Below are 13,932 nucleotides of genomic sequence, written 5' to 3'. Positions count from 1 at the left end.
ATTAACACTAGGTTATCTGATACCCATCAGTCATTGTAAGATGCGCTTTCAGCATTCTCTATACGTGCTTTTGTTGAGGGGTGAGATTGAAACCAACTATTTTCAGAGCCCTGCTGCTCACTGTCGTTCGATAATTTACGCATTACGTCTGCAAAGTCAGCGGGATCGCGTTGCATTAATTTTAATTGTGAAATAGCAAAGTTGTCAGCCTGCCATTCATGCTTTTGTGAGTACTGGTTTTGCACAACACTAGAGCCTATTCCCATAAAAGACTCAATTGCTCCGCTTAAATCACCGAAAAAGTAACTTATCGCTAGAGTTGCAAATAAAGACTCGGCTATCAATTGCATGGAATGGTTTTGTGCCACATGGCCAATTTCGTGTAACAAAATAGCATCAAGTAATGCTTGGTCGCCATCTACCAGTGTTACCAAGTCATCGGTAAACACTATGGTGCCGTCAGGTAACGCAAAGGCATTGGGTCCAATCAAATCGGAATATCTAAAGTGAACCCGAATATTACTTTCGATACCGAGTCCGCTAACTTGCTTTACAACAGTGTCAAAGCCCATCATTAACTGCTCACGTTGCAAATCAGGTAGCGTGCTAGGCTCCAACATTGAATAATCTAATGCGCTCAACGTATGCTGTGAAGCTACGGATTTAATAGAGTATGGTATCTGGTTAGCAAATTTAACGGCCGCCCATGGCATGCCTTGTACGAAAATAACATAGAGTAAAAGTGGTACTAATAAAACACTCGCAATTAGCCAAGGCTTTTTAGTTTCCATTTGAGAGATACGACTACCTGCCCCACCATCTAACCACTGATCTAACAGGGGCGATGGAGAGCAAACCAGTAAGCGGTCGTTAGGTAGAGTAATTTCTCGAGGCAAATTACCCAGCTTCGACTTCGCATTGACTTCAAATTGCTGAAACCTTAGCGACTCAGTGCTTTCACTTCTGCCAACGCCGGCACTTTCACCACTGTCAGCAATATCGCTCGCGTCTATTTCTAGACGGCTTGTTGTCACACATTGCTCATCCTTAACACGCTTGTCACCATTTAATAAACGAATGATCAATGTATTTTTTTCAATATTCGCGATAACTGATGTTACCGCTGAATCTTTTGATTGATATAACTGCCCGGGTATCACTAGGCTAGCCTAATGCGACATCAACATCGAACAACGTAGCCGCTTCTTCAGCTGTCGCGCCCACAGAACCGGTGTTAACGGACGTAACGCTATCAATACCTGATAACACAGTGACCTCAGTGGCATTAGCAAAGAAATGAGCACTGCGAATTTTCGCCCAGGGAATAGCAAAGCCTAAGGAAAGAACGATAGCGATAACGTTGGTTGTTCTAAGCCATACCAACGGCAATACACCCACATTGGACTTGAATTGCGCCACGTTTGGTATTTCACTACTTTCATAAATATGATTGCGGATAAGCGCGGTATAAAAGCTAGATGAAATAGCATAGGCAATAAGATACATGGCGAACAAAGTGAACATCACCAAAGGAGCACCGTTTTCTAGTGTTTGAATAAGACTAGTAAAGCCAAATCCCATTATACTTGCACCTACCAAAAACACAGCCACCACAATGCCCACAGCGCCGAGTGAGGCAACGTAATAAGATCCCGTGCTCAATTTGGTGGTAAAACTACTGTCACCGAAGGCTGATTCGTCAACGAGGTATTCGTCTATCTTCTTAAGCGCCCACGGCAACATCAAGTACATGGTAAATAAGCTAACGAATGGCAACACCACGAAAACTACAAACGCGTCACCAAAGCCGCCATTGAATTTAAATCGAACATTTCGATACCCTGTCATACGCATACTGAAACGTTGACCTAGTACTATCATAAAGGGCGTGAATAGCATTAAGGCCAACACCATAAACGCACCCGCAATAGGGCTTATTGCGCTTAAAATAAAGTAACTAGCAAATAAACACACCGCAATAATACGGCCTTTTAAAATTTGTAAAGGATTCGCTAGATAAGAAAACCGATGACCATCAATCTCGGTATTTCCATAAAAGTATCGGTTGGTTCTTACTTTTGCCCACGCAGAATAAATACCTAATGTCACAATAGTGAGCAATAAATTCACAATCCAAATAGAAAAGAATTCTGACGCTTTACCATGAAAGGAAACCTTACCCTTTCTTAAAACACTTGCGGTCGATACTGTGGAAGAAGCTCCTGTAGATGGAGCTTCTGTAGATGAATTCTCTGGTAATTCTAACTGCGCGATTCGCTCTTCCAACTCTTGCGCCCGTTCAGGGTGCTCAATATCGTCAATAGCGGCGCGAGCTTGCTTCAATTCTTCCAGTGAATACGTTGAGTAATCAATATTTGATGACATACATCCCTCTTATTATCAGTAATTTCCATATGCTTAAAGCATTACCAATACTAAACATACGCAACATTTACTATGGGGGCAACGTTTTACAGACATAAAAAAAGCACCCTAGGGTGCTTTTTTCATTAAAAACTTAAGCTTATCGACGTAGGCCAAGACGCTTAATTAGGTCAAGATAACGCTCAGCGTTCTTGCCTTTAAGGTAGTCTAGAAGCTTACGACGCTGGCTAACCATACGTAGAAGACCGCGACGTGAGTGGTGGTCTTTCTTATGATCAGCAAAATGGCCTTGAAGCTTGTTGATGTTGTGAGTTAACAACGCAACTTGAACTTCAGGTGAACCAGTATCACCTTCTTTTACGCCATAATCAGCAATGATTGTTGCAGTTTCGTCTTTAGTTAGTGACATAACATTCTCCTAAATTATGTCCGGCCGATCACTAATTCAGCCAGACGGAATGAAGCGCGTATTATAATGACAGCGCGCGAGTTAGCAAGGGAAAGTGTAAACTTTATTGGTTGTACACAACCCGTCTTTTCGGATTGACAAAAATATCGCCATTAGACCCAACTTGGTCTTTTGGATCTTGTACGCCTTCACCTACGCCTAAAAACAAACCTTGTTCGTCTTCACCGAAGTAAACCCGGTAAGGCTGACCGACGACTAACGCTTCGTTGCACGTGCCTTTAATACTTTGACCGTTGTCGAAACGATGTTTTTCAGCATCGTTAATACAAACCAGAGGCAGTCTACTTACTGCGGTATCCATGGGGATCATAAATGCATCTAGTGCTGCAAAGTCACCCTCATCTAGTGCTTCTTGAGTCGCAATTAGCGTATCAAGAGACACCATTTTATCGGTTGGATAATCGGCTACTTCAGTGCGATGCAAACGTGTTACATAAGCGCCGCACTCAAGAATTTGACCAATATCGTCTACTAACGAACGAATGTAGGTTCCTTTACTGCATTTAACGCGCATATCTACTTCTGGTAGCGCAATACGAGTAACTTCAAGCTCGAATATTTCAATATCTCTCGCTTCACGCTCAACCGTTATTCCCTGACGAGCATAATGATAAAGAGGCTTGCCTTGGTGTTTTAGCGCCGAAAACATAGAAGGCACTTGTTTGCTTTTGCCTAAAAATTGCAAACATGTGTTTCGAACCGTCGCTTCATCTACCGTCACCGGCTTTTCTTCAACGACTTCACCGTCTGCATCAGAAGTGCTGGTGCGAATACCTAGCGTTGCGGTCACTTCATAGGTTTTCTCCGCATCTAATAAGAATTGCGAAAACTTAGTAGCTTCGCCTAAACATAAAGGCAGCATACCGCTGGCTAAAGGGTCTAGCGCGCCTGTATGCCCCCCTTTTGAAGCTTTGAACAACCAACGTACCTTTTGAAGAAGTTGGTTTGAAGAACCGCCTAATGGCTTATCTAGCAATACTATGCCGTTAATATCACGGCCTTTACGACGCCTTGCCATTTATTCCTTCTCTTCTGACTCGTCGGTATCTCGCTTCGCGTCATCTGCCGCAACGGTTTGCGATACCAAGTTAGAAATGCGCATACCTTCAATAATTGATTTATCTTCAAAGAAATGAAGATGTGGCACAGAGCGCATGCGTAAACGCTTAGCCAAAATACTACGAATAAACGGCTGAAACTCGGCCAGCTGTTTTATTTGTCTTTTGCCTTCTTCTTCTGTGCTGTTATAGATAGTCACATATATTTTAGCGTGGGCTAAATCTCGTGTTACATCTACATCAGACACAGTAATAAGCGGCATATCGCCAACGCGGTGTTTGTATTCATTTTGCAGAATGCTAGCTACTTCTTTATGAACTTGCTGCGACACTCTGTCGGTACGTGAAAATTCACGAGCCATAACTTTCTCCTGTCTTTAAATCAGCGATAGTCGCCAGTCACTCAGGCTTTTATAAGCTAATCCGCTTTTAGGCATAGCCTTTTAAAGCTTAGCCTATAAACAACCTAGTCTCATTTTGAAAAGTGACAGACAAAAACGGGGGCTTGTGCCCCCGCTTTATTTATACTGATTTAGTTAGGCAATTAGATTTCGCGTTTAACTTCAACGATTTCGAAGACTTCGATTTGGTCTCCAACTTTTACGTCGTTGTAGTTCTTAACGCCGATACCACATTCCATACCGTTACGTACATCTTGTACGTCATCTTTGAAGCGACGTAGAGATTCTAGTTCACCTTCATAGATTACTACGTTTTCACGAAGTACACGGATTGGATTGCTACGCTTAACCACACCTTCTGTAACCATACAACCAGCGATAGCACCAAGCTTAGGCGATTTAAATACATCACGCACTTCAGCCAGACCAATAATTTCTTGTCTGAACTCTGGCGCAAGCATACCGCTCATTGCTGCTTTCACTTCGTCGATTAGGCTATAGATAACGCTGTAGTAGCGTAAATCAATTTCTTCAGCTTCTAGTACGCGACGTGCAGTTGCATCGGCACGAACGTTAAAGCCAAGTACGATAGCGCCAGAAGCTGCTGCCAATGTCGCATCAGTTTCAGTGATCCCACCTACGCCGCTACCAACAATATTAACTTTAACTTCTGCCGTTGATAGTTTAATCAACGATTCAGCAATCGCTTCAACAGAACCTTGTACGTCAGCTTTAAGTACGATGTTAAGTTCGCTAACGTCACCTGCTTCCATGTTCGCAAACATGTTTTCAAGCTTGGCTTTTTGCTGACGAGCTAGTTTAAGCTCACGCTTCTTCTGATGACGTTTAGCCGCTACTTCACGGGCTTTACGCTCATCTTTCACTACCGCTGCATCTTCACCAGCTACTGGAACACCAGATAAACCTAGTACTTCAACAGGGGTAGACGGGCCAGCTAGCTTAAGCTCTTGACCATGCTCATCGCGCATTGCACGAACACGTCCGTACTCTTCACCACACAGTAGGATATCACCGGCTTTCAGCTCACCTTCTTGGATAAGTACTGAAGCCACTGGACCACGACCTTTATCAAGACGTGATTCAATAACGATACCGCGACCAGGACCTTTAGCTACCGCTTGTAGGTCAAGTAATTCAGCTTGAAGGTTAATGGCTTCTAAAAGACCATCAACACCCATACCGGTTTTAGCAGAAACGTTACAAAACTGGTGTTCACCGCCCCACTCTTCTGAAATAACTTCCAGTTGAGAAAGCTCAGTTTTAACACGATCTGGATCGGCTGATTCTTTATCCATCTTGTTCACGGCAATAATTAACGGAACACCCGCTGCTCGAGCATGTTGAACCGCTTCTTTCGTTTGTGGCATTACGCCATCATCTGCCGCAACAACCAAGATAACGATATCGGTAGCCGTTGCTCCACGAGCACGCATTGCAGTAAACGCGGCGTGTCCAGGCGTATCTAAGAAGGTAATTTCGCCATTATCAGTTTGTACTTTGTAAGCACCGATATGCTGGGTAATACCACCGGCTTCACCGTCAGCCACTTTCGCGCGACGAATGTAATCAAGTAGTGATGTTTTACCGTGGTCAACGTGACCCATGATCGTGACTACAGGTGCACGTGAAGTTTTATCACCGCCTGTGCCATCATCAGCTAACAATTCTTCTTCAAGCGCGTTGTCGTTAACCAGTTCGAATTTATGACCCATTTCTTCGACAACAAGTACTGCTGTGTCTTGGTCAAGAACTTGGTTAATTGTCGCCATCTCACCCATTTTCATCATGGTTTTGATAACTTCGTTCGACTTAATCGCTAACTTGCTAGCAAGTTCGCCAACAGTGATAGTTTCACCAAGCTTAACGATACGCTCTACAGGTTGAGCTGGCTTATTGAAGCCTTGCTTCAAGTGCTCACCTGCATTTCGCTTAGACTTTCTGCGACGGCGTGAAGAACGCTCAACTTGCGCGTCTTGCTCGTCTTCTGCTTCTTGAGCATAGCGATTTGAATGTAAATGCACTTCTTCAGCTTCCGCTTTCTTACGAGCTTCAGCTTCTTCTTTCCAACGACGCTCGTTTTCTTCTGCTAATTTACGCGCTTCATCAGCGGCTTTCTTAGCATCTTCTTCAAGCTTCTTCTGTGCTTCTTCTTCCTGAGCCTTACGAAGACGTTCTTCTTCAAGACGAGCAGCTTCTTGAGCAGCTTTTTCTTCAGCAGACATTTCAGGCTCATCTTTCTTACGTGCTTCAGCCTCTTTCTTCGCTTGTTCAGCACGACGAGCACGTTCTTCTTCAGCAGCCTTTCTTGACTCTTCCGCTTTACGTGCTTTTTCTTCAGCAGCTTGTTTTGCTTCAGCAGCAGCTTTTTCTTCTGCTTCACGTTTCAAACGTGCTTCTTCGGCTAACTTCGCTTCTTCTTCCGCTATGCGTTGTTGCTCTTCAGCATCAGTACGCTTAACGTAAGTACGCTTTTTACGTACTTCTACTTTAACTTCTTTCGACTTGCCTACGCTAATAGTACTGGTTGTCTTGCGTTTAAGTGTCATGCGCTGTGGTTCGGACGCGCTGCCGTGTTGCTTGCTTAAATGATCCAACAGTTTCTTTTTCTCTTCTTCATTAACCTGAGCGCCGGCATTCTTTGTAATACCCGCGTCTTTAAACTGGCCAACCAATCGGTCAACGGTCGTACCAATGTCGCTGGCGAGCTTTTCAATAGATACATCTGCCATTACGTATTATTCCCCCTGTTGACCTTTACTCTTCATTGAACCAAACGATATTACGTGCTGCCATAATTAGCGCACCCGCAGTAGCTTCGTCTAGTTCATCAATATCACTAATTTCATCTGTGCCTTGCTCGGCCAGTTCTTCAAGGTCGGTAATGCCGCGGCTGGCCAACACATAGGCCACGTGCTTACTCATTCCTTCAAGGCCTAGTAAGGCTTCGGTAGGCTCTGCGCCTTCAAGCGATTCTTCGTTTGCTAATGCACGGGTCGTAAGGAATGCACGTGCACGATTACGCAATTCTTCAACGGTATCTTCATCAAGTCCGTCAATGGCAAGAAGCTCGCTTGCTGGCACGTATGCCACTTCTTCCAATGTAGTGAAACCTTCATCAACCAACATAGCAGCAAACTCTTCGTCTACATCTAAGCCAGCGGTAAAGATGTTCAACACCTTCGCGTTTTCTTCTTCATGTTTCTTGTTCAGATCTTCTACTGTCATCACGTTCAGTTCCCAACCAGTTAACTGGCTAGCAAGGCGAACGTTTTGACCGCTACGACCGATTGCCTGAGCAAGGTTGTCAGCTTCTACCGCTACATCCATCATGTGGCTGTCTTCGTCCACAACAATAGAGGCAACTTCTGCAGGGGCCATGGCGTTAATAACAAATTGTGCTGAGTTTTCATCCCACAATACGATATCAACACGCTCACCACCCAGTTCGCCCGATACTGCTTGTACACGTGAACCACGCATACCCACACATGCACCAACTGGATCTAAGCGTTTGTCGTTAGTTTTAACGGCAATTTTTGCACGGGAACCCGGATCACGGGCCGCCGCTTTAATTTCTAGTGTTTCTTCAGCAATTTCTGGTACTTCAAGTCTGAATAGCTCCACAAGCATGTCAGGATGAGTACGGCTGATAAACAATTGAGCGCCACGTGCTTCAGGGCGGATTACATAAAGTAAACCACGAACACGGTCGCCTGGTCTGAATGTTTCGCGAGGAAGCATATCGTCACGGTAGATAACACCTTCAGCGTTATTCCCTAAATCGATGATAATGTTGTCGCGGTTTACTTTCTTAACCGTACCGGTGACCAACTCGCCGACTTTATCTTCGTATTCCGCAATCATCTGCGCGCGTTCAGCTTCACGTACTTTCTGTACGATAACTTGTTTCGCGGTCTGCGTAGTTATGCGGTCAAATTTGATAGATTCAATCTGATCTTCAACATAATCGCCTAATTGAAGCTCAGGCTCTTCTACTTGCGCAGCAGAAAGGGTAATTTCTGCGAATGGGTTTTCTTGTTCCTGGTCATCAGGAATAATTAACCAACGACGGAATGTGTCGAAGTCGCCAGAGGTTCTGTCGATACTTACTCGAACTTCGATATCGCCTTCGTTTTTCTTTTTGGTGGCACTGGCAATTGCAAATTCCAGCGCTTCAAAAATCTTCTCTCTAGGCACTTGTTTTTCATTTGAAACGGCTTCCGCCACTAACAAAATTTCTTTATTCATTTTAGCCTCACTCAAGCTTTCGTCGATGAAAGCATTGCTGTTCCGTTATTCGAATGTGGGAACAACGTTACCTTTTTCGATATTCGCCACAGCTAACTGGAACTGCTGGCCATCCACTTCAATACTGACTACGCCATTGTCGCATGCCAATACCTTGCCTTTAAAATTACGTCTGTCGTCCATCGGCATTGATAAACGAACCTGAACAACTTCACCTACAGAATCAACATAATGCTTTTCTTTGAAAAGCGGTCTATCCATACCCGGTGAAGATACTTCAAGGTTGTATTCTGTGCTAATTGGATCTTCAACATCCAAAATTGCACTCACTTGATGACTTACATCTGCACAATTATCTACGGAGATACCGTTTTCATGATCAATAAAAACGCGAAGAATTGAATGTTTCCCCGCTCGTACAAATTCGATCCCAACCAATTCAAACCCTAAAGCTTCTACACCAGGGTTGAGCATTTCGGTTAGTTTCTCTTCAAGTTTTGCCAATGCAAACCTCCAAAAACGAAAAAAGGGCCTTAAGCCCACCTGTCATCACCTAGCTCAGCTAGGCTGACTCCAGGGTCTAATACAACAAAAAGCCCCGGACTAGCGGGGCTTTTATTAAAATTCTGAACCCATATCTGTCACAAAGACAAATGCAAACACATGGGTAAAAAACACCGGTAGGTGATAGTTTGCTAATAATGGAAGCGTTACTTTCCTTAACACTGAGGGAGCCCGCTACCATCACTTAATGAGTGTATTATACTGATTGGTGCCACATTAAGCAACAGCACTCGAGTATTAGTTGTTAGACCATGTTTGACAATACAATATGATTAGTCCTCGTCTTTCCACTTTTCTTTTATTTCTAGTATCTGAGGCAATTTTAACATCAGCAAATCAATGAGTGCCGGATCAAAATGCTTACCCTTCTGGCTCTCCATAAACGCGAGTGTTTTTTCTACGCTCCACGGCTCTTTGTAAGGCCGTTTACTGGTAAGCGCATCGAACACATCAGCCACGGCACATATCCTTCCCTCTATAGGAATATCTTCACCTGCTAGCCCGTTGGGATATCCACTACCATCCCATTTTTCGTGGTGGGTAAGTGACACTGACTTAGCTATCACTAATAACGCGGAATCGCACTCCCCTAAAATTTCGGCACCAATTTCAGGGTGTGTCTTCATGATTGCAAACTCTTCGTCTGTCAATTTACCTGGCTTCAACATGATGCTATCAGAAATACCGATTTTACCAATATCGTGCATTGGCGCAGCGTGCAGCAATATTTCAGCTTGTTCATCACTAAACCCGTATGCTAACGCCAACTCTTTCGAATAATGGCTCATGCGCAATACGTGCATACCGGTTTCGTTGTCTTTATATTCAGCCGCGCGGCCTAAGCGCTGTACCACTTGCAATCGAGTGCGCATTAATTCGTCAGACTGCACTAACGATAAATGGGTTTTCACTCTGGCTTTTACTACCGGTGGTGAAATGGGTTTAGTAATATAGTCTACTGCGCCTACTTCAAAACCTTCCGCTTCATCGTGCTCATCATTTAACGCGGTTACAAATATAACGGGAATATGACGTGTGTCATCTCGGCCTTTTAATATTCTACATACCTCGAACCCTGTTAGCCCTGGCATCATGATATCTAACAGAATAAGTTGGGGTTGTCGTTGCGACGTTATTCTAATCGCCTCTTCACCGTTTTTGGCAAAAATCAGTTGGTAATCTGCGGCTAACAGTTGCTTTAAGACTCTTAAATTTACGGGCTCGTCATCGACGACCAGCAAGGTAGGTTTTTCAATAGTTTTAAGCATTATTGCGTTTTAGTCTCTCTGGCCAAAGTATCAATTAGCTCGACGAGCTGCACTGTGGCACGTTCGAACTCAAAATCATCAATATCCATGATAATGGAGGCTATGGTGTCTTTGTATTCGCCACCAGCAAGCGTCTTAACTTCTTGTAATTCATCTTCATCAAGCATGTTTTGCTCAACACTTTGCTTTAATTTAACGAGGTGCGCTAACAACACAGCGTAGTCGACGTCTTGCTTAACTTGCACCGTTTGAGTCTCAGTAGTGCCTTGTAGCCATGTTATCACTTCGTTGAATGATTTTTTAAGCAATTGTACTGTGGAAATGTCTAATTCACCAGCCTGTGCATTTTTCTCAATATCACGGCATACCGACATCAAAGGGTCCAAACACAAGTTTCCGGCAACCCCTTTAATGCTGTGGGCCAATGATGCTGTTTTTGATGCATCGTCATCGAGAATAGCAGTTGTTATTTGCGCAATTTTAGCTTCATTTTCGCGGGTAAATCTCGCCACTTCACTACGATGAGTTTGCGCATCGCCCCAAAGCATAATGGCTCGATTTAGGTTAACGACTTTGCTTGATTTTGGTTTCTCCGACTTGTCATCATTAACAATTAATGTGGCTGATTCATCAATTTCTTTGCCCAGTACGCGTGCCATTTCTCGGGTAAGCACGGGGTAATCGATAGGCTTATTAGCAAATCCGTCCATTCCCGCATCGGTGGCGGCATGTCTATCCTGCACTAATACACTGGCTGTTAACGCAATAATTGGCATTGGAGGTAGGCTATGCTCAGCTTCGTATTTTCGTCTTTGCATCGATGCTTCCAAGCCATCTAATACAGGCATCTGTAAATCCATTAGCACCAGTTCGATACCGGGTATATTCATTTTCAACAGCGCTTCTTGACCATCTCTTGCTACCTCAACGGTATGACCAGAGCGAGTTAATAACAAAGACAACAAATCTATATTTTGCGCAATATCATCTACGATAAGAATATGCATTGGTGGCAATTGGGCGGGCTTGCCCTCTTCCACTACCCTAGGGGCAATTGCAGGTACTAACGGCAAGCGGAAGGTAAAGGTGCTACCTACACCGAGTTCGCTTTGCGCACATATGTTTCCGCCCATCAACTCAACAAGTTGTTTAGATATGGTAGTGCCTAACCCAGTTCCGCCATATTTTCTGCTCATTGAGGCGTCAGCTTGAGCGAAAGCGTCGAATACACGAGTTACCTGCTCACTATTCATGCCAATGCCCGAGTCTTTTACTTTAAAGTAAACAAATGAGCTATCGCTGGATACGTCTAAAACCACACTTCCATCACCAGTAAATTTAACTGCATTACCAATTAAGTTATTTAGCACCTGCCTGATACGCTCAGGAACACCATGGTAGGCCTCGCGAACTTCACTTCCCACCTGTACTTCTAAGGAGATTGTTTTGCGTTTGGCTTCTAGCCAAAATGTCGACACCACCGTATCGACTTCTTCGCGAATGATGAAGTCGCGATACTCTAAATCGAGTTTGCCTTTGTCTAACTTTGCGCTATCTAGAATATCGTTTAATAGATGTAGCAGTGAACGTGCAGAGCGATTTACCGTGGTAAGATGGCTATGCTGTTCTGGCGGCATTTTTTCAGCAAGCATTAAATCGCTGAACCCGATAATGGCATTCATTGGGGTTCTTATTTCATGGCTCATATTAGCAAGAAAGTTCGTGCGAGCTGCCGCAGCCTGCTCTGCTTTTTCTTTTGCCGCTTTAAGTTCCTCTTCCATTTCCCTTCGGGCGGTAATATCAGAAATAAAGCCATCTAAGTAAATGGTGTTGCCTTTCTCATCAAGCACATGAACACCGTGTTCGGTCACCCATCTAATATCACCCGCTTTATTAAAGATGCGGTACTCGATACTAAAGTCTTTTTGACCAGCTACTTCCTCTTCTATTCGCTCCATATCATCAGGGTGACAAAGGGAACCAAACGTTATTTTAGGGTTGGGTAGAATAAAGTCATCAGCGGTATATCCCGTTATTTCACACACTGCGTCGCTGATAAATACCATGGGCCAATCAGGCTCATTCAAGCACCGGTATGCGATACCTGGAATATTAGAAATGAAACTTCTGAATTTAGCTTCACTCTCACGCAACGCATCTTCCATTGCTTTGCGTTTTCTTAAATCGGAAAAAAAACCAACGAACAAGGCGTTACCATCTAGTTTGGTATAACCAATCCCAACACGAACAGGAACGATCTCTCCACTTTTACCGACGATGGCCACCTCTCGGCTAGTACCAATTATTTGTTCAGTCGGCACTGATTTTTGTTCGAAAAAATCTCTGTCGTATATTGATTTTTTATCGGCTGGGGCCAGTATTGCCCCGTGTTGTCCAATGAGCTCTTCCGGCGTATAGCCTGTCACCGCGGTGACTGCAGGGTTAGCCGTTTTGATGATGCCTTTACTGTCTACCGTAATAATGCCATCTACGGCAATATCTGTAATAGCTCGCTGAATTTTTTCGCTTTCGATAGCACGGAAACTCACATCTTTGTACTTGAACAACAGGGTAATACCCAGCACCAGCGCAATAAGTGTAACCGTTACCATGGCGATGGTAAGTGCCAAGTAAATTGATATTTCAGAGGGTTGGGAAGAAAACTCCATACCTGGCGGCATGACAAACCTAGCGGCTGACATTCCAGTGTAATGCATGCCAGCTATAGCAAGCCCCATGACAACGCTCGAAATAAACGCATCCCTTCCCAAGCTCGACTTTTTTGTCCCTACAGCGGTTAGACCGAATTTGATCCAAAGTGCCAGCATGGCCAGGCATACCGCAACAACAATAGACAATAAAAATAATGAAGGGTTATAACGAAGCAAAGGCGACATTTCCATGGCCGCCATGCCACTGTAATGCATTGTGCCGATACCTGAGCCAACTAAAACGCCACCAATTAATATTTCAGTGAACGAAATAGTTGACCTTGTCATAAGATAGAGCGCGACCCAGGCCGCCGCTATACCCGGTAAGGCAGACGCTAAGGTTATCCCTACGTTGTAGGAAACGGCGGTACATAGTTCAAAGGCGAGCATACCTAAAAAGTGCATGGCCCAAATTCCGCCGCCCAAAGCAAAACTGCCTGCACTAAGTAATGCATATTTTCTGAATTTATTGGTGGAAGTCGCCGCCTGAGTAGCAACGTTAAATGCCATAAACGACGCAAAGATGGCAATCATTAATGACAGTGCTACTAAGCCAAAGTCATATTGTCCGTCGAGCAAAGTGACTTCTTGCTCTATCATGAAAAATTGTTGAATCATACTACCCATCAGCGCATTTAAAAGCATAAGTGATTTAGGAACTTACAAATATACATGCAGTATATTTTTCCCTTTTTTACTGTTTAATACTTTTACCATCTTATGCACGCTAATTAAATAAGCATTACCAATTAAATTAACCAATAGGTGTTGGAAGGCATTACCATTTGCATGATTTTAACGACCAGG

General features: G+C 43.9%; 10 protein-coding genes. All 10 read right to left on the bottom strand.

Features of this window, described 5'->3' with window-relative positions:
• Window positions 1-26: 26 nt before the first annotated feature.
• Entirely contained in the window at window positions 27-1,160 is a 1,134-nt protein-coding gene (locus FLAVO9R_RS06730; RefSeq protein WP_159529879.1) for a M48 family metallopeptidase, read from the bottom strand.
• Window positions 1,161-1,164: 4 nt separating this feature from the next.
• Window positions 1,165-2,385: a YjgN family protein gene (locus tag FLAVO9R_RS06725; RefSeq protein ID WP_159529877.1), complete on the bottom strand. Its 1,221-nt coding sequence runs from the start codon at window positions 2,383-2,385 to the stop codon at window positions 1,165-1,167.
• A 139-nt stretch (window positions 2,386-2,524) separates the two neighbouring features.
• Window positions 2,525-2,794, bottom strand: coding sequence for a 30S ribosomal protein S15 (gene rpsO / locus FLAVO9R_RS06720; protein WP_013783816.1), 270 nt, complete (start codon window positions 2,792-2,794; stop codon window positions 2,525-2,527).
• 103 nt (window positions 2,795-2,897) lie between these two features.
• Window positions 2,898-3,872 carry a tRNA pseudouridine(55) synthase TruB gene (gene truB / locus FLAVO9R_RS06715; protein ID WP_159529875.1) on the bottom strand — a complete coding sequence of 325 codons (975 nt, stop codon included), beginning with the start codon at window positions 3,870-3,872 and terminating at the stop codon, window positions 2,898-2,900.
• Complete coding sequence (rbfA, locus tag FLAVO9R_RS06710; RefSeq protein WP_013783814.1) at window positions 3,873-4,274, bottom strand: 30S ribosome-binding factor RbfA; 402 nt, start codon at window positions 4,272-4,274, stop codon at window positions 3,873-3,875. It abuts the gene before it with no gap.
• 182 nt (window positions 4,275-4,456) lie between these two features.
• The gene (infB, locus tag FLAVO9R_RS06705; RefSeq protein WP_159529873.1) at window positions 4,457-7,063 is read right to left on the bottom strand and encodes a translation initiation factor IF-2; all 2,607 of its coding nucleotides are present in this window, start codon (window positions 7,061-7,063) and stop codon (window positions 4,457-4,459) included.
• A gap of 25 nt (window positions 7,064-7,088) precedes the next feature.
• On the bottom strand, window positions 7,089-8,582 hold the full coding sequence (nusA, locus tag FLAVO9R_RS06700; RefSeq protein WP_013783812.1) for a transcription termination factor NusA: 1,494 nt from the start codon (window positions 8,580-8,582) through the stop codon (window positions 7,089-7,091).
• Between the two features lie 45 nt (window positions 8,583-8,627).
• On the bottom strand, window positions 8,628-9,086 hold the full coding sequence (gene rimP, locus FLAVO9R_RS06695) for a ribosome maturation factor RimP (RefSeq protein ID WP_013783811.1): 459 nt from the start codon (window positions 9,084-9,086) through the stop codon (window positions 8,628-8,630).
• 332 nt (window positions 9,087-9,418) lie between these two features.
• Entirely contained in the window at window positions 9,419-10,414 is a 996-nt protein-coding gene (locus FLAVO9R_RS06690) for a response regulator (protein ID WP_159529871.1), read from the bottom strand.
• Window positions 10,414-13,743, bottom strand: a complete 3,330-nt coding sequence (locus FLAVO9R_RS06685) for an MHYT domain-containing protein (RefSeq protein ID WP_159529869.1) — start codon at window positions 13,741-13,743, stop codon at window positions 10,414-10,416. Before FLAVO9R_RS06685 ends, FLAVO9R_RS06690 begins: the two co-directional genes overlap by 1 nt.
• Window positions 13,744-13,932: the final 189 nt, after the last annotated feature.

The sequence above is a fragment of the Alteromonas sp. 38 genome, assembly GCF_902506055.1.
GTDB classification, from domain to species: Bacteria; Pseudomonadota; Gammaproteobacteria; order Enterobacterales; family Alteromonadaceae; genus Alteromonas; species Alteromonas lipotrueae.
Note: the sequence above shows the minus strand (reverse complement) of the source record. Positions and strands in the feature narration are given on the sequence as shown.

Coding starts and splice junctions, on each gene's coding strand:
- truB (WP_159529875.1), bottom strand. CDS start 3,872: ATGGCAAGGCGTCGTAAAGGCCGTGATATTAACGGCATAGTATTGCTA.
- rbfA (WP_013783814.1), bottom strand. CDS start 4,274: ATGGCTCGTGAATTTTCACGTACCGACAGAGTGTCGCAGCAAGTTCAT.
- FLAVO9R_RS06690 (WP_159529871.1), bottom strand. CDS start 10,414: ATGCTTAAAACTATTGAAAAACCTACCTTGCTGGTCGTCGATGACGAG.
- FLAVO9R_RS06725 (WP_159529877.1), bottom strand. CDS start 2,385: ATGTCATCAAATATTGATTACTCAACGTATTCACTGGAAGAATTGAAG.
- rpsO (WP_013783816.1), bottom strand. CDS start 2,794: ATGTCACTAACTAAAGACGAAACTGCAACAATCATTGCTGATTATGGC.
- nusA (WP_013783812.1), bottom strand. CDS start 8,582: ATGAATAAAGAAATTTTGTTAGTGGCGGAAGCCGTTTCAAATGAAAAA.
- FLAVO9R_RS06685 (WP_159529869.1), bottom strand. CDS start 13,743: ATGATTCAACAATTTTTCATGATAGAGCAAGAAGTCACTTTGCTCGAC.
- infB (WP_159529873.1), bottom strand. CDS start 7,063: ATGGCAGATGTATCTATTGAAAAGCTCGCCAGCGACATTGGTACGACC.